Consider the following 20732-nt stretch of genomic DNA (forward strand, 5'->3'; position numbering starts at 1 on the left):
AGTTAGTCATTGAAGGTATTGGCAAGAGCATAAAGACTCCTGTTTTTATAAATATTAATTCTTATGCGAGAGCCATATATCCCCCTTGATTTTTTTTGGGCCGCGCTTATTTTCCGCCTTGGAGGCAGGGGACGCACTCCTCTGGCCATCCTTTCATCTGTGCATTTTTGTATTTAAATGGGAGGAATTCCTATGCAGTTCAAACCGCTATACGACCGCGTGCTGGTTAAAAGGCTGGCCGCAGAAACCAAGACCAAAGGCGGCATTGTTATTCCAGAGAAATCCGCTGAAAAGCCCACGCAAGGTGAGGTAGTTGCAGTGGGTCAGGGCGCAATATTAGACAATGGAGACCTGCGCGCGCTGGCGGTAAATCGGGGTGACCGCGTATTGTTTGGTCAATATGCCGGCACCGAAATAAAGGTAGGTGGCGAAGAGCATGTGGTATTAAGAGAGTCAGATATTCTCGCCATTGTTGAAGAGCAAACACAACAACAGGAGCAGGCGGCATGAGTGCAAAAGACATTCGTTTCTCTAAAGATGCGCGCGAGCGCATGTTGGCAGGCGTAAATATTCTCGCCGATGCAGTGAAGGCAACTTTGGGACCTAAAGGTCGAAATGTAGTGCTAGAAAAAAGCTATGGCGCGCCCCGTATTACCAAGGATGGCGTTTCGGTGGCAAAGGAAATCACCTTAAAAGATAAATTCGAAAATATGGGCGCCCAAATGGTAAAAGAGGTGGCTTCTAAAACCGCTGATGTGGCCGGTGATGGAACTACCACGGCAACTGTTTTGGCGCAGGCGCTGGTGCGCGAAGGCCACAAGGCCATCGCCGCCGGTATGAATCCTATGGATCTCAAGCGCGGCATTGATGCCGCGGTTAAGGCGGCCATTGATACCTTGAAACCCCTTGCGAAACCCTGCAATGACAGTAAATCTATTGGTCAGGTGGGTACGGTGTCGGCCAACTGGAATGAAGATATCGGAAAAATTCTAGCGCAGGCCATGGATAAGGTGGGTCGTGATGGTGTCATCACGGTGGAAGAGGGCAAGTCGCTTGAAAACGAACTTGAAGTGGTCGAGGGCATGCAATTCGATCGCGGTTACCTATCGCCCTATTTCATCACCAATCAAGACAAAATGCAGGTGGAGCTAGACAACCCTTACTTGCTGCTGTGCGACAAAAAGGTAACCAATATTCGAGAGTTACTGCCTGTTTTGGAAGCTGTTGCCAAGGCCAGTCGGCCCTTGTTGTTGATTGCCGAGGAGGTAGAGGGCGAAGCATTGGCAACTCTGGTGGTTAACAATTTGCGCGGCATTTTAAAAGTGGCAGCCGTAAAGGCGCCAGGTTTTGGTGATCGTAGAAAAGCCATGCTACAAGACATTGCTATTCTGACAGGAGCCACGGTTATTTCAGAAGACATTGGCTTGTCACTCGAAAAAGTTGAGCTTTCGCAGTTAGGTAGTGCTGCGCGCGTGGTTATCAACAAAGACAATACGACGGTGGTTGATGGCGCCGGACAAAAGGCCGACATTGACGCACGGGTTGCACAGCTCCGCGCTGAAATTGAGGCGACTACGTCCGAGTACGACAAGGAAAAGCTGCTCGAGCGTGTGGCTAAACTCGCCGGCGGTGTTGCTGTCATAAAAGTGGGGGCCGCCACTGAAGTAGAGATGAAAGAGAAGAAGGATCTTGTGGATGATGCATTGCACGCAACGCGCGCCGCTGTTGAGGAAGGCATAGTGCCCGGTGGTGGTATCAGCCTTGTGCGCGCGGCGGACGCGGTGCGAAAGGCGGCGTTAAAGATCACCAATGACGACCAGAAAGTGGGCGTTAAAATTGCTTTGCGCGCCATGGAAGAACCCTTCCGGCAAATTGTACGCAATGCAGGTGTTGAGCCCTCTGTGGTGTTGGAAAAAGTGCGAGCCGCGACCGACGATACCTATGGCTACAACGCGCAAACGGAAACCTATGGCAATATGTTGGACATGGGCATCATTGATCCTGCAAAAGTCACCCGAACCGCCTTGCAAAACGCAGCATCTATTGCGGGGTTAATGTTGACAACCGAGGTGATGGTCGCCGATAAAACAGTGGATGCCAAAACCACTAGCGCAGCAGATATGGGCGATTTCTAACGGAGTGTTTGTTGCTGTACAAGGCGTTGACTCAAAGAGGGGGCATCTAGCCCCCTTTTTTCATGCCTCTGCGGTACAACCTTCTGTCTACAGATGCTAGGCTGAAGAGTCTGTCTATTTGGATGAGCCATGATGAAGTCTTGGTTGGCCGCCCTGTGTTGTAGTTTGGCGTTAACGTCGGTCAGCGCTGAGGAGTTAACTGTGGCGGCGGCAGAGCTGGCGCCCCACGCTGGTCAGCAGGTGCCTAACAAGGGCTGGGTGCCTCGCCTGCTGAGCTATGCTTTAGCGGAGCGAGGATACAAGACAAACGTGGTTTTTATGCCTTTTCGCCGTGCATTGTCTTCAGCGCAACAGGGGCAAGTGCACGCGATGGCACCGCTCTATAAAAGCCCCGCCCGTGAACAGCTAATGATTTTTTCAGAGCCATTGGCATATTCTCAAACGGCAATTTTTTACCACCACCAAAAGCCTATAGCGTTTGAGCAGGTCGCCAATTTGGCCCGTTTAAAGATAGCCGTGATGCGCGGCGCGAGGGTTAGCGATGAATTTGATCGCGCGAGTGAAATCATTAAAGTTGAGGTAAGCAGTTACGAGCAGTTGGTTCGCATGCTGGTGGCGCGTCGGGTTGATGGTTTAGTGGGGGAGGAGTTTGTGGTCCGCAACGCGATGCTCACGGCAGGCATCAGCGAGCAAGTGTTGGTGCAGGCTGATCAGCCGCTTGCGACGCAAGGCCTCTATGCCGCAGTCTCCAAACAACTTCCCAACGCCATCGCATTGGTGGAGGCCATTAATGAAGGGGTGAACGCCGCCCGAGATTCTGGGAAGTTAAGTGAAATACTGGCGGAATACGCCATGCAGGAAGAGGCCGGTACGCTACGAATGAAGCAGGATTAAAGTCTATATTCGGACATCGCAAGCTATATAAACTACACAATCGTTAATCTGGCTGGCGCCCCTCGTCGTATAGATAGGCCCTATAGATCGGCCCTATAGATTGCGGGTTTTATCATAAAAATTGCAGGCGTTCTAATGCGCCCAAGCGGTTGGTGAGTGTCAAGGGACTGGTATGCATAATCATATTCAATCTGTTCTAGCCGAGTGGTTGCCGCTGCGTGAACAGCATCGCTGGGTATTGGGCGTGGTCACTGAAACCCAGGGCTCTAGCTATCGAAAGGCGGGTGCCATGATGCTGATTAGTGAGCTGGGCCAGTGCTTAGGCCTGCTTAGTGGCGGTTGCTTGGAGCGCGCATTGCTGGCTGAGGCCAAGCGTGTGCTGGCCTTTAGTCGCCCGCGGCAGATCACCTTCGACGCCACTCAACAGGCGGATGTGGCCTGGCAATTCGGGCTAGGTTGCGGCGGCCGCGTCACCATTCGGCTTTATCCCTTGACCCGTGAAAACGATCATATGGCGCTGGCAAAGGTGCATGCTAGCTTGCTGGCCGGAAGCGCGCTTTGGTTAAAATTGCCGCTTCACAACGACATGCTGCAGGCTGAGCTGACGCCGTTAACGTTTGGCGATGCTACACCCAGTGCGCATGTCGCGGGCGATCGTTTGTGGGTCCCGCTCCAGCCACAATATCGGTTGGTGGTATTTGGCGCTGGCGTGGATGTGGTGCCCTTGGCTCGGATGGTGGCGGCGTTGGGCTGGTATCTAACGCTGGTGGATCACCGAGTGGGCATGACCCGCCCCGAAGACTTTCCCGCTGGCACCGAATGGCTCCGCCTGCAGGCTGACGCGCCACAGGTAGTGTCACGACTTGCTGACGCGCAAGCGGTGATGGTGATGACGCACAACATAGATTTGGATGCTAGAGCGCTGCAGGCCCTGCGGGGGCGGACACTCAGCTATATTGGGCTGCTGGGGCCCGCCCACCGCAAAGCGCGTGTGTTGGCCTCCTCTGGCGTCGCAGAGCATTCGCTGTCGGTACCCATAGATGGCCCCATGGGCATTCCACTCGGTGGTGAGTTGCCAGAGTCAGTGGCGTTGTCGGCGGTTGCGCAGTGCCACCGCGCCTTGGTCATGGGGCGTCAGAGTGACGGTCTATGCCATAGTGACGTGCTGCAATCTACAGGGCAGCGCGCGTGAGCGTTTATGTGCTGTTGCTGGCGGCGGGTGCCAGTCACAGATTTGGCGCGCCAAAACACCTGCAGCATTGGCAGGGGCGGCCGCTGTTAACGCACATGACGGAGCGCGCTGAAGCCGTCGCACCCGGCCGAGTGCGAGTGGTACTCGGCGCCCATGCGACTAAATTGCGTCCGCTATTGTCCGCGCAACAGGTGCTCATCAATGCGCAGTGGCAGCAGGGGATGGGTAGCTCCCTGGCGTTTGGTGTGTCCCAATTACCGTCTCAGGCGCGCGGAGTCATTGTCTTATTGGCAGATCAAGTGGCCGTGAGCCTAGACGACCTGCGAGCGTTGATGCCCACGGGCACCTCAATTGAACCCAGAATTGTTTGTGCAGAATACGAAGGCGTGAGAGGTGCGCCTGCGTATTTTTCCAATCATTTTTTCTCAGAGTTAGCGGCGTTGCGTGGCGATCAGGGTGCAAAAGCATTGCTAACACACCCAGTGGCGCGCACCGTTGCCATGCCGTCGGCGGCGGTGGATATCGACACCGTTGCCGACTTTGAAAATTTTCAACAACAGAGGGAGATAGCCAGTGCTACAGCTAACGATTAACGGAGAATCTCGCACAGTAGATGCCGATCCCAATATGCCGCTGTTGTGGGTGCTTCGGGATTTACTGCAACTCACTGGCACCAAATACGGATGCGGTAAAGGGCTGTGCGGTGCCTGCACCGTGCACCTAAACGGAACTGCTGTGCGCGCCTGTAGCCTGCCGGTAGCGGCGGCAGTGGGCGGTAAAATTACCACCATTGAAGGGCTGTCGGTGAATGGCGACCACCCGTTACAGCGCGCGTGGACTGAACATAAAGTGCCTCAGTGTGGCTATTGCCAGTCGGGACAATTGATGAGCGCGGCCGCGCTATTGGCCCGCAACCCAACACCATCCGCTGCACAAATTCGCGATGCGATGTCGGGCAATATTTGCCGTTGTGGAACCTATCCACGCATTGAGGCCGCTATTAAAACGGCGGCGGGTGTACAAATACAGCCCGCGCAGGGAGGCAAGTAATCATGGCTAACTTCAAAGTGGTGAATCGCCGAGAATTTTTAAAATTGTCGGGTTTAAGTGCCGTGGGTATTAGCGCCACCGGTCTGGCATTGCAAGCGAGTTTACCGGTCCACGCAGAGTGGACCGGTGCCAGTGGATCGGCGTTGTCGTTGAATGTATTTGTGCATATTGCAACTGATGATCAAGTGACGATTGTTGCGCATCGCTCGGAAATGGGGCAGGGGATTCGCACTGGGCTGCCGCAAATTGTGGCTGATGAATTGGACGCTGATTGGAATAAAGTCAACATCGTTCAGGCGTTAGGTGATAAACAATACGGTGATCAAAACACCGACGGTTCGCGCAGTGTCGTTGGTTTCTATCACACCATGCGCGAGATGGGTGCTTCTGCTAAGGCCATGTTAATTTTGGCCGCTGCGCAAGCGTGGGGTGTAAAGCCAGAAGAATGTGTGGCGGTCGATCACAGGGTCACACACCCCAAAAGCCAGCGCGCTCTGCGTTATGGCGAGCTCGCCGAGCGTGCCGCTCAGTTGCCACTACCCGATCCTAAAACGCTAAAGTATAAATCACCCGACCAATTTAAATACATTGGCAAGCCAGTGCCTATGGTGGATTTGGCCGACATTGTACGAGGCGATACCACCTATGGTGTGGACGTGGTGCTGCCGGATATGTTGCATGCCAGCATCGAGCGCTGCCCGTGGCTAGGCGGCAAGATTCAAAGTGTCGAGGATAGCGCGGCGAGAAAAGTGCCGGGCGTGGTCGACATTATTCGCCTTGATGGCGGTGTGGAGCCGCCAGCATTTGTGCCCTTGTCCGGAGTTGCCGTACTGGCCACAAATACCTGGTCCGCGCAGCAGGCGCGCAAAAAACTCAACATCACGTGGACCAATTCAGGCCATCAAAATTTTGATTCAGAGGCCTCGATGCGAGCACTTGCAACGCAATTGCCTGCAGCATCTAAAATTGTCCGCAGTCGCGGCGATATTGCAAAAGGCCTTAATGGCGCGCAGCAGAAAATGTCCGCGGTTTATACCGTGCCCCATCTAGAGCACGCCACTATGGAGCCGCCTGCCGCCACAGCTCGTATGACCGAGAACGGCTGTGAAGTATGGGCCTGCGTACAAGCGCCGCAAAGAACCCAGCAAGTGGTGGCCGGAGCAGTTGGTATAAAACCCGAACAAGTCAAGGTGAATGTGACCTTGTTGGGCAGCGCATTCGGTCGTAAATCAAAGCCCGATTTCGCTGCGGAGGCTGCCTTTTTGGCAAAGGCGGTTAATCGACCGGTGAAAGTCATTTGGAGTCGTGAAGACGCGGTACGGCACGGCTATTATCATGCGTTTAGCGTTCAGCATTTTTCCGGTGGCTTAGATCAAAAGGGCCAATTGATTGCATTAAAAGCGCAGGTGGCGTCGCCTACGATTATGTCTACCTTTGCGCCTGATCAAGTTTATTTGCAGGATTTTGAAGTGGGGCAGGGCTTTGCCAATATGCCCTATGACATTCCCCACCAGCAGGCCTCGGTACACGCAACGCCAGCACACACCCGCATTGGTTGGTTGCGCTCGGTGTACAATATCAATCATGCCTTTGGGGTAAATAGTTTTATTGATGAAGCCGCGCACTTGGCCGGTCAAGATCCGCTGGCCTATCAGCTGGCGATGCTAGGGGCCGACCGGGTTGTCGATACGCGCAACGAAGGTTTCGAAAAGGGCTATAACCCAGAATACCCCTACAGCATCGCGCGCATGAAAAATGCCCTGCAGCGGGTTAAAGCTTCAGTGGGCTGGCCTGCGAAGGTAAAACAAGGCGAAGGATGGGGAGTGGCCGTTCACCATAGCTTTTTGAGCTATGTGGCCGTGGCCACGAAGGTGGTGATCGAAAATAATCGCGTGCGGGTAACCGATGTACACATCGCACTTGATTGTGGTCAAGTGGTCAATCCAGATCGTGTGCATGCGCAAATGGAGGGCGCAGTCATTTTTGGTTTATCGCTGACGCTGATGGGCGAAATTTCCTTTGAAGACGGGGCCGTGGTGCAATCAAATTTTGATGACTACCCGCTATTGCGTATTCAGCAAAGCCCCAACATTGTAGTAACGCTCATTGACAGCAATGAAAAGCATGGCGGAGTCGGTGAGCCGGGTGTGCCACCTATTGCGCCAAGCGTTACTAGTGCTATCGCGGCGGCAGGCGGCCCACGCATTCGCACTTTGCCTGTATCAAAGCAGCTGTCTATAGGTTGATGTGTGTAATGGATGCCGTGTTTCCCATAAAACCTACGGCATCCATTTAACGAAAATATCCTGTAGCTAGTTGCCAAATGCCGCCGGGATTTTGACTTTTTTACGCTGTGCCACTTGTGCGGCATCTATTTCCGACATGGGTTTAAATGACTTGTCATTTTTCCCTTTGTAATGGGTAATTCGCGCAGGCGGAATATGGGTAAAAAAGACCACTTCCTTGGTGGCTATTTCCAAGTCCAAGGCAATGTGTTTGGATGCTTGGAGCGTTTGCCCACTTAGCAGCCATGATACGCCCTTGGGGCTCTTTGCGATGTCGGCGGATGCTAAATCCATGTATTCAATTTGATAAATATAGGCACCATCATATCCACCACACCCTTCATTTAGTGAAGTCGATATTGTAGGCCGGCTGCGGTTTTTTTCGGTCACGGCCCAGCGCTCAATATCTAGCGCTTTACGGAACATTTGAATGACCCTTTGATTAATATAGCCCGCGATACCGCCTAGCCGTTGGACTTCGCCTTTGGCATCATTCCATAGATCAAAGCCATCGCGCTTTATGATTTCGGGTGATCGTTCATCGCCACGGTAAAAGATTTTCTTCATTTCGGCATCCTTTCGAGTTTTAAGGCATTTAACCAATCGTTGTCAGCGCTAGGGTAGAGCAATACGGCGGGAATGTCGGCTACGAAGTGGTCAACTAGTACCAGCGTCCATGCATTGCGCTATTGGACGCTCACGTTAGTCGCTGTGTTTACTTGAGCGCGCGACATGAACTCCATCGGCTATCGTTTGGCAGGACTATCGAAATTTATTGGGTTGGTTTTTTTTTGATAGCCACCGGCGCTGATTTATAGGCGGGCGTTTGGCTTTTGGGATCTACTTCGCGGCCGATCAGCGGGTTAGTTTCTGGGTAGTAACCCAATACGGCGCCGCGCTTTATGTTAAAGGGTTGTACCTGAAATCCGGATAGGTGGCCTGCGGCTGAGCGCAATTCTACACAGTCACCTGCACACAGATCGAGGTCCGCCATGTCATCGGGGTGCATCAGTACCGTTTGGCGATTCATTACACCGCGATAGCTGTCCTTTTGTTCGTAGACAATGGTGTTGAATTGACCTTCACTGCGGGCGCTTATAAGCCGCAGCGGGAATTGCTCTGAATTTGCTTGGCCAATGGGTTTAAGTGGCTTGAAATACGCTTTGCCGGTGGGGGTATTGAAATGGGGTGTGTGCAGGTGTCGGCCGGCAATGTGAAATTCCTCTCGTGTTTCGTCTAAGGTTTTCAGTGGTGCCATCTCGGTAAGTGTGCGTGACATGGCCTGTCGTATTGCTGCGTGGTTGCTAAATTCTTCAAAAATTTTTCGGAAATCGGGCAAGGCCGTCGCCGCCAATTCCGACAGTATTGCCACTTCTGAGTGCACGTTGCTCATGCGGTGAATGCCACCATCACTCATGCGGACATAGCTAAACATGGATTCCTGCGTGGTTGCCTGCCATTCTTCGTCCCGTGCCGCCACCGGTAAAATTAAACAGCTGCTGTGATCGGCGCTGTGTAAATGGCCGCGATTTAAGGTGGTGGTGAGGTACAGCTTGAAGCCGATGCGATCCAATGCGGCCTTACTCCACTGGGTGTCGGGTGCTGCTTCCAGTAAATTGCCGCCTAACATCAATGCAAAGTCTATGGCACCTTCATGGGCCGCCTTCAAACACGCCATAGTATCGAGCCCCACATCGGAGGGAGAGGGGATGCCCAGTTCTTGCGCCATGGCGTCAATGACATGGCTGGCGAGTTGAGGTTTAACACCCACAGTGCCCATACCCTGCACGTTGCTATGCCCGCGCAGCGGCAATAAACCTGCGCCGGGCTTGCCCACCATGCCGCGCAGTAATGCGAGGCCGGTGAGTGCCTCTAGTGTATCGACGCCGTTGATATGGTGCGTGAGGCCCATTCCCCAGGTAAATACAGCGGCCTGTGCGGTGGTGTAACGTGCGGTAACCGCCTCAAATTCTGCCTGTGTTAACCCGGTGTGTAGCAAGATGTCCGGCCATGTGAGCGTCGCAATACTCTTTTGAAAAACGTCAAAGTCTTCACAGTGGGCGGCGATGTAGGCGCGATCCTGCAGGCCCTGTTCGAGCAATAGTTTGGCGATGCCGGCAAATACCCATGCGTCACTGCCCACCTTGGGTTGCAGATAGAGCGATGCAATTTCATGGCCGCCGGCGATCAAGGAGCTTGGGCTTTTCGGCAACGCAAAGCGCACGAGACCGGGCTCTTTGACGGGGTTGATGATCACCACTTCCCCGCCTCGATCTCGACACGCTTTGAGCGCGTGTAACAGGCGCGGATGATTTGATGCGGGGTTGGCACCGATGACGAAGATTAAATCCGCGTGTTGTAAATCCGCGAGCTGTACTGTTGCCGTCGCTGTGCCAATAGTATTTTGTAGCGCCACGCCTGTGGCTTGGTGACAAAAATACGAGCAATTGTTGACGTTATTCGTGCCCTTTGCCCGGGCTAGAAGTTGCAACAAATAGCCCGCCTCGTTCGATGAGCGGCCCGAGGCATAGAAGAAGGAGCGCTCGGCAGGACATTTTGCGAGCTTGTCGACGCAGAGCCCCATCGCCCTATTCCAACTAATGGGTTCAAAGTGCAAGCCATGCGGCGCCTTATATAGTGGGGTGTTAAGTCGACCGAGGTGTTCGACCTCATGCCCCGTCAGGGATTGCAATTGTGCGATGGGGTATTTGAAAACGTCCAATGGTATCGCTGATTGATTATCCGTGGACTGCGCCTGAACGCTTTTATTGCACACCGAGGGAAACTCGCCCAATTCGTTGGTCATGCCACCGCGCTGCCCGCCCATGCCGAGCCCGCACGCTTTGCAGGTGTTGCGACTGGTCAGGGCCTTACCTGAGGCGCGCAGGCCGATACGCCTAGCCGTTGACAAAGTGTAAAGAATTTTTTTTAAGCCGCCGCCAACGGGCGTGTCATTAGGCATAGTCGGTGGCCTGCTCTCGGTAGGGTGGTCAGATTGATTGTACACCTACTGCTTTGGCTGGGCCAAAGGTAGGAGTCAAGGTGTCAAAGCCTCATGCTAGTTACTGGTTTGGGGTCTAGATTGACGCGCCTAAATATATGGAGCGGGATTTATCGTGGCGCATTAATACACTTATGGCACGCATAGTATGGAACCAACGTTCCGCTCAGCTTGGCACAACTTATTAAAAACAGGTTTATTAATTTGCATTTATTTTTTTTGAATAAAAACATTGAGATGTTGTGCGTATTTTTTCTGGGGTCATGCCTCTGTAATTTTTATTTGGTCTAGCCTGAATTTTCCTGCGGGAAGGTGGGTTAATACTAAATGATGAGATCGAATCGTTAAGTAGGATCGCCTTGTTGTCGCGCAAGGACCACGGGAAGTAATTGACAAGTTACTTTCCAGGCTACCTCTCTTACTTAGGAAATAGCGAGATGACTAACAAAAATAATTTAACGTTTACCGCATTGGCGTTGGGCATTGCTGGCTGCATGTCAGCCCAAGCTGCCGATCGGGTGTTTTTGCAGGAACGCCCAGATATTGTCAACAATCTGGCCGCTGGGCCTGCGCTTATGCAGCAATCTGCTACGGCGCAAATGTTAGGCCTGAGTGCGTCTGAATCATTGCAGGTACGCAAGCAGTACACCAATGCAGATGGCTCAGTCACCACGCGCTATACGCAAATGTACAAAGGGCTGCCAGTACTGGGAGATGATGTGATTATCAGTCGCCACAATAATGGTGCGCTACGACTCGCGCACGGGGCCATGCTCAGTGGCATCGCGGCTGATGTGGTGAATACCAATGCGCGCTTAAATGCCGATAATGCCATGCAAAAGGCCAAGGCGCATACCATGGCGGGCGCAACTGTAATGGCTGGCAGCACACCTGTCGCTTACGAAAACGAGACCTCACGGTTGGGCATCTGGCAGGATCAAAATGGTCGAGCTCGCTTGGTATATGAAGTTTCGTATGTTCAATACGGCGATACCCCGACGCGGCCTTATGTGATCGTCGATGCGGTAAGCGGAGCCATTCTGCTCGAGCGAGACAACCTACAGACCGCCGATGCTTCTGGCCCCGGTGGCAACCAAAAAACCGGTCAATATTATTACGGCACTGACTTTGGTTATATGAATGTGGCGCAGTCGGGTAGTACCTGTACCATGAGCAATGCCAATGTAAAAACTGTGAACCTAAATCACGGTACCTCCGGTAGCACGGCCTTCAGTTTTACCTGCCCAGAAAATACAGTTAAAACAATCAATGGCGCCTATTCACCGCTGAATGACGCCCATTATTTTGGCGGTGTGGTATTTGATATGTTCAATGCCTATGTGGGATCACCACCGCTTACATTCCAGCTACAAATGCGCGTGCATTACTCGAATAACTACGAGAATGCATTCTGGAATGGTAGCGCTATGACCTTTGGTGATGGTGCCAATACGTTCTACCCATTAGTTTCTTTGGATGTGTCGGCGCACGAAGTGAGCCATGGATTTACAGAGCAAAATTCAGGTCTGGTTTACTCCGGAAAATCGGGTGGCTTGAATGAGGCATTCTCCGACATGTCCGGTGAAGCGGCTGAGTACTTTATGCATGGCAGTAACGACTGGATGGTAGGAGCCCAAATCTTTAAGGGCAATGGCGCACTGCGTTATATGGACGATCCAGCGAAAGATGGAAAATCCATTGGCCATCAGTCTGACTACACTTCTGGCATGGATGTTCACTACAGTTCCGGGGTGTATAACAAGGCATTCTATTTGTTGGCCACCACTAGCGGCTGGAATACTGAAAAGGCCTTTAAAATCTATGCGCGAGCAAACCAGATGTATTGGACTGCCAATACCAATTGGGATGTGGCGGGTAATGGCGTATTAGATGCGGCCTGTGATCTTGGTTACAACATTGACGACGTAACGGCTTCGCTAGTGGCTGTGGGCATCTCCTCTTCGGCGAGCAATCCAGATTGTGGTGGCACACCACCGCCACCACCACCACCGCCAGGTGAGTTAGCGAACGGCGTGCCTGTTTCGAATCTTTCAGCTTCAACTGGCAATGATTTGATTTACACCATGAATGTGCCCGCGGGTGCCACCAACATTAAATTTGAAATGAGTGGTGGTAGCGGCGATGCCGATTTGTATACGCGTTTTGGCGCGGCACCTACCGACAGCGCCTACGACTGTCGCCCGTACTCTTCGGGCAACAATGAAACCTGTACTGGGTCTGCCACGGGTGGTACCTACTATGTGCGTATCAAGGCCTATAGCACCTTTTCTGGTGTCACCATTAAAGGCAGTTATACCGAGCCCGGCACGGGTGCGGATCCCATTGACGAAACGGTTTCCAATATTTCTGTTGCGAGAAGAGCGTGGAAATATTATTCCGTGACACTCAATGGCGATTATGCAGACCTCAAGGTCACTATCAGCGGCGGCTCAGGTGATGCAGACTTGTATGTGCGTCAGGGCGCTCAGCCCACTACGTCTTCATACAATTGCCGTCCGTATCTGAATGGGAATAATGAAACTTGTAACTTCACCAACCCAGCAAGTACTACGTGGCATATCGGTATTCGTGGTTACACAGCAGCATCAGGTGTAACGCTTCGCTATACCGCAACGCCTAAGTAGTTTTTTCAAAAGCTACTCAATGGAATGAGAGGAGCTTCGGCTCCTCTTTTTTCTCCTATCTTTATTGCGCATTGTCTTTAGACAGGGTGTCCTTATGAATCGCTTATTTTATTTGCTTACTACGGCTTTGCTAACGGGCTTGTGCTCAGCACATGCGTTGGCAGAATCTCAACGCCAGTGGATTTCTATTGGCAGCGACGCGGTCGCTAAAATTAATCAGCAAAGCTTTCGTGGCGTAGACTTGCGACCGGTGCAATCCATCACTGGTACAGGTATTACCGTTGCGACAATTCCAGAAAATCAAATCCAGTTGCTTAGCCAAGTAATGCACGATGAATTTCATCGTTGCGGAGGCTTTGTTTTTCATGAGTCACAGGCAGACGCGCAGCAATTCTCTGCTCAAGCAGCCGCCCCAGCCACTGCACAAATGGCCGTTAGTTACACCATTGATAACCCCACTGGCGTCGGCATGTTACTGGATGAAATGTCGTCCAATAATTTAACCAGCACGGTAAATAACCTGAGTGCCTATCACAATCGTTATTACACTCAGCAAACCGGTGCCGATGCGGCCAATTGGATACGTAGCCAATGGGCCAGCATTGCCAGTGGGCGCAGTGATATCAGCGTGGCACTGTACAACCACAGCTGGCTGCAGGCCTCGGTGGTGGCGACCATCACCGGCACTACCTATCCCAATGAAGTGGTGATCATTGGCGGGCATCTCGATTCCATTAACGGCAGTAACCCGGCCGGTGGCCGTGCTCCAGGGGCAGACGATAACGCATCGGGTATCGCAGTGGTCACTGAAACTTTGAGAGCCATGGTGGCCAGTGGATTTAAGCCGGCGCGAACCGTCAAGATAATGGGGTATGCCGCAGAAGAGGTGGGCCTACGAGGCTCTAAAGCCATTGCTGAGGATTACAAAGCGCAGGGCGTTAATGTATTGGGTGTCGCTCAGTTTGATATGAGCGGGTACAAGGGCACGGGCAATCGCGACATCGTGTTCATGACTGACTACACCAACAATGCACAAAATCAGTTTATGGCGCAATTGGTCGACACCTACCTACAGGGCGTGGTCTACGGTTTTGATCAGTGTGGCTACGGCTGCTCAGATCACGCCTCCTGGCACGCACAAGGCTACCCGGCGTCTATGCCATTCGAATCCAATATGAGCGATTACAACAGCAGTATCCATACGGCGTACGACAATACGTTTGATGCTAGTCACTCTATAAATTTTGCGCGTCTGGCGGCCGCCTTTGTGGCAGAGCTTGGTAAAGGCGGCGATGGCAGCACGCCGCCCCCACCGCCTCCGCCAAGTAATGAACTGGAAAACGATGTCGCTAAAACGAATCTCAGTGCCAGTACCGGCAATGATTTGGTGTACACCATGAGTGTACCAGCCGGTGCAACCAACATCAGTTTTGCAATGAGTGGCGGCACTGGTGATGCCGATCTGTATGTGAAATTTGGTGCCGCCCCCACTGATAGCAGCTACGATTGCCGTCCCTATAAAAATGGCAACAATGAAACCTGCAGTGGCAGCAGTAGTGGAGGTACCTACTATGTGCGCGTCAAAGCGTACAGTAGTTTCAGTGGTGTCAGCTTGGTGGGTCGGTATACGGAAGGTGGCGGCAATACCAATGAGCCCATCAACGAAACCATTACGGGCATAAACTTAAGTCGTGGTCAGTGGGCTAACTATACGCAATTGTTGGGCGCTGGCTATCAATTGCTGGTTGTTACAATGAGCGGCGGCTCCGGTGATGCGGACCTCTATGTCCGTTACGGCGCAAAGTCCACGACCAGCAGTTATGACTGTCGCCCCTACAAAAATGGCAATAGTGAAACCTGCACCTTCAATGCGCCAGCCGGCGGGATCTGGCACATCGATGTGCGCGGCTACTCGGCGGCCTCAGGTGTTACGGTAAACATTCAGGCTACGCCATGAAATATTGAAGCCGCATTAACGCCGCGCCTTGTGCGCGGCTTTTTTACGTAAAACGGTTTAAAGGCATTGTACTGCCAGTCGCGCATGGCCAGCACCAGTGTGACCCCGTTGCGCGCATTAATTTCTAGCCCAGCGTCGGCATCGTTAAGCTGATTAAATTCGTGGGCTAACTTCTCCAGCTTGCGTCCAAGTGCCTGTGCTGATTGAGGTGAGAACATGCCATTAAGTATGAACAGTTGATTCGGTGGTTCTGAAAAATCCGCGTCAAATAATTCACGTTCAATTGTGCGCTTAAAGAAGTTCGCTATTGGGCCGCCTGTGTGCCAGTGAAAATTAGCGGCAACCTTGAGCTTAATGCGGCTATTTGGCAGCAGTTCAATGATGCCCAGTCGATCCAGCAGCGCTAACTTCTGAATAATGGCCGTTTCCTCCAAATCGTAAAAATTCGCAATATCTTGCATGGACCAGCGATTTAACACGCAAACTGTAATCAAGAGGGTGGTAGCATCTTTGGCAATCTCCTGTTCCTGCGCCAAAGTTAGCTGGTTTAACCCAGGGTGCTTTTGGTTCATCAGGTTTATTCAATTTGGATATTCCGTGCCCATGCCCATTCCTTGTATTGCTAAATGCTGTGTAATTGCGACAGATCAAATGCCTGAGTACGAAGCAGTTTATAAATGTTGACGGGAATGCGAATGGCAGTAGGGCGGATTTGACGCGTAAACTACCTTACACGGGGCAGTTTTGAGTGGCATTGCCATTAGTCTATACCGCGCTGGGCAGCATACTTTGGCTAACTGTTGCATGCATCGTATATGCCCGAAGCTCAGGATGTCTGATATCAGGTCATCTAGTACAGCTGTAGTACGCACGCTCGTATGTCATGGGCGTACATGGGCCAACTCTGCGATGAGTGAATTGCCATTCCGGATATTGATGGTCCACAGGTTTTTCTGGAAAGTACCCATTAAATGGTGACTGTTGGGTTCTATATCCTGCGCTGTGCCATAATACAAGCCGGTGAGTTTTTGAATTTATAAAACTATTTCGTGAAGTAATCTATGAAAGTTGATTGTATTGTCATCGGTGCCGGTGCCGCAGGACTCATGTGTGCGGCGACGGCGGGCTATCGAGGGCGCTCGGTTGCAGTGTTGGATCACGCCAATAAAGTCGGCAAGAAAATTTTAATGTCCGGCGGTGGGCGATGCAATTTCACCAACTTTTCTGTCGATGCTACGAATTACCTTTCGCGCAACCCGCACTTTTGTAAATCGGCATTGAGTCGATATCGGCCTCAAGATTTCATTGAATTGGTGGATCGACACGGCATTAATTATCACGAGAAGACCAAAGGGCAGTTGTTCTGTGATCATAAATCGAGCGATATTTTGCAAATGTTGCTGACTGAGTGTGACTACGCCGGTGTGGAAATCAGCACACATTGCACTGTAGTTAAAATTGAACAAGAACAGGGGGACGGGGGCTTTAGGTTGCGCACAAGCTTGGGTGATTATCGATGCCAGTCGCTGGTGGTCGCCACGGGTGGCCTCTCAATTCCGACCATGGGGGCCACAGGTTTTGGCTATGAGGTTGCCGGCCAGTTCGGCATCCAGTGTTTACCCCGTTGGGCCTCGTTGGTGCCATTTACCATTACCGACAAATGGCAGCCGGTGATCAGCGCGTTGGCCGGTGTATCGTTAGATGTTGTGGCTGGCGTGGGCGATCAACAGTTTTCCGATCCCTTATTGTTTACCCATCGGGGCCTAAGTGGCCCAGCCATGTTACAAATATCGAATTATTGGCAGCCGGGCGCCCCCTTAACAATCGATTTTCTACCTGGGCACAATTTGGCCGCATTGATTACAGAGTGGCGCTCCAGTGGCCAGAAAGGCGAGTTGAAAACCCTACTGAGTGCTATCTTGCCAAAGCGCTTCGTGCAGGCTTGGTTGGAGCAGTCGGTGGGCAGTCGTCAAGTTCAGCAATACAGTGATGCGGAGCTGGATATTTTGCAGTCGCAATTTCACCGTTGGACAATTACGCCCTCGGGCACAGAGGGGTACCGCACTGCCGAAGTCACCATGGGTGGGGTGAATACCGACGAGGTGTCATCGAAAACCTTTGAGGCTAAAAAGGTGCCCGGGCTTTATTTTGTGGGTGAAGTGCTCGATGTGACGGGCTGGTTGGGTGGCTATAATTTTCAGTGGGCCTGGGCCAGCGGCTTTTGTGCAGGCCAATACGTCTAGGGAGTTACCTTGGCCTCTAGCGCTGGTCGCGTTAGAATCGATGCTTTTGATAATGCGTAGGACAATATTATGGGCAGGGCCTATCAGAACCGCAAAGAATCCATGGCAAAAACGGCGGATGCGAAATCCAAGGTTTACAGCAAATATGGCCGGGAAATATATGTGTGTGCGAAGTCTGGTGGCGTAGAGCCGGATGGTAATTTGAGCTTGCGTAACCTGATTGAAAAGGCGAAAAAAGATCAGGTGCCTGCCCATGTGATTGATAAGGCCTTGCAAAAAGCAAAAGGCGGCGGCGGTGAGGATTTTTCACCGGCACGCTACGAGGGCTTCGGCCCGGGTAACTGCATGGTCATCGTAGAGTGTCTGACCGACAATCCTAACCGAACCTTTGGCGATGTGCGCCAGTGTTTTGTAAAAACAAAAAGCAAAATAGGCACGCTAGGCTCTGTCAGCCATATGTTTGATCACGGTGCACTATTTGTGTTTACCGGCGATGAAGAGGCCGTGCTGGAAGCCTTGATGGAAGCCGATGTGGATGTGATCGACATTGAGAGCGAAGGCGAAAAGGTCACTGTAATTACCCCACATACGGATTACTTTAAAGCGAAAACAACGCTGCAAGAAGCGTTTGAAGGCATCGATTTCGATATTGACGAAATTCAATTTCTGCCTCGTGATACCACGCCTGTTGAAGGCGAGGACCGGGAGATGTTCGACAAGATGATGGAAATGTTAAACGATGTAGATGACGTTCAGAACGTCTATCACAGCGCCAGTCTGTCAGATTGATTTGAGTTGCATTAAAAAAGTGCCCGGTTCGCCGGGTATTTTTTTGCCGGCCCGATTAAGCCAGGCATAAAAAAAGCCGGTGATTTTCATCACCGGCTTTTTTATTGGAAGGCCAATTATTTGTTGGCTTTCTTTTCTTTCTCTTTGGCAATCACTTCTTCTGCCACGTTCTGTGGGCAAGGTAAGTAGTGAGAGAATTCCATTGAGAACTGACCGCGGCCAGAAGTCATGGTGCGCAAGCTGCCGATGTAACCAAACATTTCTGACAGTGGTACGTCAGCTTTGATGCGAACACCGGTAACGCCTTTCTCTTGGTCCTTGATCATGCCGCGACGACGGTTCAAGTCACCGATAACATCACCTACGTGATCATCTGGCGTGTACACGTCAACTTTCATGATGGGTTCCAACAACTGTGGAGCCGCTTTTGGCATGGTTTGACGGAAGGCGCCTTTTGCAGCGATTTCAAACGCGATGGCAGAGGAGTCAACGGCGTGGAAACCACCGTCGAACAGCTCAACTTCAACGTCCAGCACGGGGAAGCCCGCCAGTGGACCAGTGTCCATCATGGTTTTGAAGCCCTTCTCAATAGCTGGGAAGAATTCCTTCGGTACGTTACCGCCCACAACAGATGAAGTGAACTTGTAGCCGCTGCCTGGCTCGCCGGGCTTGATGCGGTAGTCAATCTTACCGTATTGACCAGAACCACCTGATTGCTTCTTGTGGGTGTAGGTATCTTCAACTTCGCGGCTGATTGATTCGCGGTAGGCAACCTGAGGCTGACCTACGGTCAATTCAATACCGTGGGTACGCTTGAGGATGTCTACTTTTACATCCAAGTGCAGTTCACCCATACCTTTAAGGATGGTCTCGCCAGAATCTTCGTCAGTTTCAACGCGGAAAGATGGATCTTCAGCAACCATTTTACCGATGGCGATACCCATTTTCTCAACACCGGCTTTGTCTTTCGGCGCAACGGCGATGGAGATTACTGGATCTGGGAACACCATGGCTTCCAGTGTGCAAGGGTGCTTTGGATCACACAGGGTGTGACCGGTTTGAACGGCTTTCATGCCCACGATCGCGATGATGTCGCCCGCGGTGGCCTTGTCAATCTCGTTGCGGTCGTTGGCATGCATTTCTACCATGCGGCCGACGCGTTCGGTTTTACCCGTGAACGAGTTGAGGATGGTGTCACCCTTGTTGATTTTACCGGCGTAAATACGAACGAAGGTCAAGGCGCCAAAACGGTCATCCATGATCTTAAACGCAAGGGCCTTCAGGGGCGCGTCAGGCGTTACGATGGCGTATTCGCCAGTCTCGTTACCTTCTTCGTCGGTCAATGGCTGCTTGGTCGCTTCCGTTGGGTCTGGCAGGTAGTCAACAACTGCATCCAGCACCAGCTGAATACCTTTGTTCTTGAACGCAGAACCACAGTAGGTGGGGAACCAGTCCAGCTTGATGGTGCCCTGACGGATGCAGCGCTTGATGTCTTCCATAGAAGGCTCTTCGCCGTCCATGTAGGCCATCAGCAGGTCATCGTCCTGCTCAAGTGCAGTTTCGATCAATTCCTGACGGTACATTTCAGCATCGTCAACCATGTCGGCAGGGATGTCTTCAACGGTGTAGTTTTCTGGCAGACCTGAGTCATCCCAGATGTAGGCTTTGCGCGACAGCAGGTCGACAACGCCTTTAAATTCGTCTTCGATGCCGATTGGCAGCACCATAACCAGCGGACGGGCGCCCAGTACTTTCTTAACCTGCTCTACCACGCGGTAGAAGTCGGCACCCATGCGGTCCAGCTTGTTTACGAAGATTACGCGGGCTACTTCGGATTCGTTAGCGTAGCGCCAGTTGGTCTCTGACTGGGGTTCTACACCGCCAGAACCACAGAACACACCTACACCGCCGTCCAGTACTTTCAAGGAGCGGTACACTTCAATGGTGAAGTCAACGTGACCGGGGGTGTCGATAATGTTGAAGCGGTGGTCTTTCCAGAAGCAAGTGGTTGCAGCGGACTGAATGGTAATACCGCGTTCTTGTTCCTGTTCCATGAAGTCAGTGGTGGCGGCGCCATCGTGTACTTCACCGGTCTTATGGATCTTACCGGTCAGTTTCAGGATACGTTCAGTGGTGGTGGTCTTGCCGGCATCTACGTGCGCGAAAATACCAATGTTTCTATATTTAGCTAAGTCTGTCATTGCGATACTCGATAAGCCAGGGCGAAAATTGCGCGATAGTCTACAGAAATTCGCGGCAGTTTATTAGTGGATTTACAGGAATTTTTTAACGATTTGTTGGGTTTAACCGTTCGCGGGCGCTATTGAGCGCTAAATTGGTCAAATTTTCTACCCATAACGGCCTTTTTTTGTGAAAAATTCTTGGGTTCGGCTGTTCGGCCGGAGCTGAGTACGGTGATAACCCCAGTGTTTATGGGCCTATCACGCTGTTTTGTAAGGATTTTAATAGCCCTTTTGGCTACTCCGTCACCCTTTTCGGAACGATTCGTTCCGAAGCCCTAAATTGCTTTGCTATCCAGTG

The 20732-nt window shown here is 51.9% G+C and carries 15 protein-coding genes; 11 read left to right on the forward strand and 4 right to left on the reverse strand.

Features of this window, described 5'->3' with window-relative positions:
* Positions 1–192: 192 nt before the first annotated feature.
* The 7 genes from groES (at position 193) to FHS30_RS04695 (ending at position 7517) form a co-directional block, all read left to right on the forward strand.
* Complete coding sequence (groES, locus tag FHS30_RS04665; protein ID WP_183908787.1) at positions 193–510, forward strand: co-chaperone GroES; 318 nt, start codon at positions 193–195, stop codon at positions 508–510.
* A complete protein-coding gene (groL, locus tag FHS30_RS04670) occupies positions 507–2135 on the forward strand; it encodes a chaperonin GroEL (protein ID WP_183908789.1) in 1629 nt (542 codons plus the stop codon). Before groES ends, groL begins: the two co-directional genes overlap by 4 nt.
* 129 nt (positions 2136–2264) lie before the next feature.
* A complete protein-coding gene (locus FHS30_RS04675; RefSeq protein WP_183908791.1) occupies positions 2265–3029 on the forward strand; it encodes a substrate-binding periplasmic protein in 765 nt (254 codons plus the stop codon).
* Between the two features lie 172 nt (positions 3030–3201).
* On the forward strand, positions 3202–4221 hold the full coding sequence (locus FHS30_RS04680) for an XdhC family protein (protein WP_183908793.1): 1020 nt from the start codon (positions 3202–3204) through the stop codon (positions 4219–4221).
* Positions 4218–4814: an NTP transferase domain-containing protein gene (locus FHS30_RS04685; protein ID WP_183908795.1), complete on the forward strand. Its 597-nt coding sequence runs from the start codon at positions 4218–4220 to the stop codon at positions 4812–4814. Before FHS30_RS04680 ends, FHS30_RS04685 begins: the two co-directional genes overlap by 4 nt.
* A complete protein-coding gene (locus FHS30_RS04690) occupies positions 4795–5271 on the forward strand; it encodes a 2Fe-2S iron-sulfur cluster-binding protein (protein ID WP_183908797.1) in 477 nt (158 codons plus the stop codon). Before FHS30_RS04685 ends, FHS30_RS04690 begins: the two co-directional genes overlap by 20 nt.
* Before the next feature lie 2 nt (positions 5272–5273).
* Positions 5274–7517, forward strand: coding sequence for a xanthine dehydrogenase family protein molybdopterin-binding subunit (locus tag FHS30_RS04695; RefSeq protein ID WP_183908799.1), 2244 nt, complete (start codon positions 5274–5276; stop codon positions 7515–7517).
* Positions 7518–7583: 66 nt separating this feature from the next.
* Here the strand turns inward: FHS30_RS04695 and FHS30_RS04700 are convergent, their stop codons facing one another.
* Both FHS30_RS04700 and FHS30_RS04705 read right to left on the reverse strand, forming a co-directional pair.
* Positions 7584–8123 carry a hypothetical protein gene (locus FHS30_RS04700; RefSeq protein ID WP_183908801.1) on the reverse strand — a complete coding sequence of 180 codons (540 nt, stop codon included), beginning with the start codon at positions 8121–8123 and terminating at the stop codon, positions 7584–7586.
* Positions 8124–8328: 205 nt separating this feature from the next.
* Positions 8329–10518 (reverse strand): FdhF/YdeP family oxidoreductase, encoded by a 2190-nt coding sequence (locus tag FHS30_RS04705; RefSeq protein ID WP_183908803.1) that lies wholly within the window; start codon positions 10516–10518, stop codon positions 8329–8331.
* A 476-nt stretch (positions 10519–10994) separates the two neighbouring features.
* Between FHS30_RS04705 and FHS30_RS17275 the strand changes: the two genes are divergently transcribed.
* Together FHS30_RS17275 and FHS30_RS04715 are read left to right on the forward strand one after the other, a co-directional pair.
* Positions 10995–13202 (forward strand): M4 family metallopeptidase, encoded by a 2208-nt coding sequence (locus tag FHS30_RS17275; protein WP_221197134.1) that lies wholly within the window; start codon positions 10995–10997, stop codon positions 13200–13202.
* 94 nt (positions 13203–13296) lie between these two features.
* The gene (locus FHS30_RS04715; RefSeq protein ID WP_183908805.1) at positions 13297–15159 is read left to right on the forward strand and encodes a M20/M25/M40 family metallo-hydrolase; all 1863 of its coding nucleotides are present in this window, start codon (positions 13297–13299) and stop codon (positions 15157–15159) included.
* Here FHS30_RS04715 and FHS30_RS04720 read toward each other — a convergent pair.
* Positions 15144–15731 carry an XRE family transcriptional regulator gene (locus FHS30_RS04720; protein WP_183908807.1) on the reverse strand — a complete coding sequence of 196 codons (588 nt, stop codon included), beginning with the start codon at positions 15729–15731 and terminating at the stop codon, positions 15144–15146. The two genes, FHS30_RS04715 and FHS30_RS04720, sit on opposite strands and share 16 nt — an antisense overlap.
* A 489-nt stretch (positions 15732–16220) precedes the next feature.
* On the opposite strand from FHS30_RS04720, the gene FHS30_RS04725 reads away from it, so the two are divergent.
* On the forward strand, positions 16221–17402 hold the full coding sequence (locus FHS30_RS04725) for a BaiN/RdsA family NAD(P)/FAD-dependent oxidoreductase (protein WP_183908809.1): 1182 nt from the start codon (positions 16221–16223) through the stop codon (positions 17400–17402).
* A gap of 69 nt (positions 17403–17471) precedes the next feature.
* Positions 17472–18191: a YebC/PmpR family DNA-binding transcriptional regulator gene (locus FHS30_RS04730; RefSeq protein WP_183908811.1), complete on the forward strand. Its 720-nt coding sequence runs from the start codon at positions 17472–17474 to the stop codon at positions 18189–18191.
* A 116-nt stretch (positions 18192–18307) separates the two neighbouring features.
* On the opposite strand, the gene fusA is transcribed toward FHS30_RS04730, so the two are convergent.
* Positions 18308–20392, reverse strand: coding sequence for an elongation factor G (gene fusA / locus FHS30_RS04735; RefSeq protein ID WP_183908813.1), 2085 nt, complete (start codon positions 20390–20392; stop codon positions 18308–18310).
* Between the last annotated feature and the right edge of the window lie 340 nt (positions 20393–20732).

It is taken from the genome of Simiduia aestuariiviva (genome assembly GCF_014192475.1).
GTDB classification, from domain to species: domain Bacteria; phylum Pseudomonadota; class Gammaproteobacteria; order Pseudomonadales; family Cellvibrionaceae; genus Simiduia; species Simiduia aestuariiviva.

What these genes read in the sequence shown, in the direction of transcription:
- groES (WP_183908787.1), top strand. Translation starts at nt 193, where the DNA reads ATGCAGTTCAAACCGCTATACGACCGCGTGCTGGTTAAAAGGCTGGCC.
- groL (WP_183908789.1), top strand. Translation starts at nt 507, where the DNA reads ATGAGTGCAAAAGACATTCGTTTCTCTAAAGATGCGCGCGAGCGCATG.
- FHS30_RS04675 (WP_183908791.1), top strand. Translation starts at nt 2,265, where the DNA reads ATGATGAAGTCTTGGTTGGCCGCCCTGTGTTGTAGTTTGGCGTTAACG.
- FHS30_RS04680 (WP_183908793.1), top strand. Translation starts at nt 3,202, where the DNA reads ATGCATAATCATATTCAATCTGTTCTAGCCGAGTGGTTGCCGCTGCGT.
- FHS30_RS04695 (WP_183908799.1), top strand. Translation starts at nt 5,274, where the DNA reads ATGGCTAACTTCAAAGTGGTGAATCGCCGAGAATTTTTAAAATTGTCG.
- FHS30_RS04700 (WP_183908801.1), bottom strand. Translation starts at nt 8,123, where the DNA reads ATGAAGAAAATCTTTTACCGTGGCGATGAACGATCACCCGAAATCATA.
- FHS30_RS04705 (WP_183908803.1), bottom strand. Translation starts at nt 10,518, where the DNA reads ATGCCTAATGACACGCCCGTTGGCGGCGGCTTAAAAAAAATTCTTTAC.
- FHS30_RS17275 (WP_221197134.1), top strand. Translation starts at nt 10,995, where the DNA reads ATGACTAACAAAAATAATTTAACGTTTACCGCATTGGCGTTGGGCATT.
- FHS30_RS04715 (WP_183908805.1), top strand. Translation starts at nt 13,297, where the DNA reads ATGAATCGCTTATTTTATTTGCTTACTACGGCTTTGCTAACGGGCTTG.
- FHS30_RS04720 (WP_183908807.1), bottom strand. Translation starts at nt 15,731, where the DNA reads ATGAACCAAAAGCACCCTGGGTTAAACCAGCTAACTTTGGCGCAGGAA.
- FHS30_RS04725 (WP_183908809.1), top strand. Translation starts at nt 16,221, where the DNA reads ATGAAAGTTGATTGTATTGTCATCGGTGCCGGTGCCGCAGGACTCATG.
- FHS30_RS04730 (WP_183908811.1), top strand. Translation starts at nt 17,472, where the DNA reads ATGGGCAGGGCCTATCAGAACCGCAAAGAATCCATGGCAAAAACGGCG.
- fusA (WP_183908813.1), bottom strand. Translation starts at nt 20,392, where the DNA reads ATGACAGACTTAGCTAAATATAGAAACATTGGTATTTTCGCGCACGTA.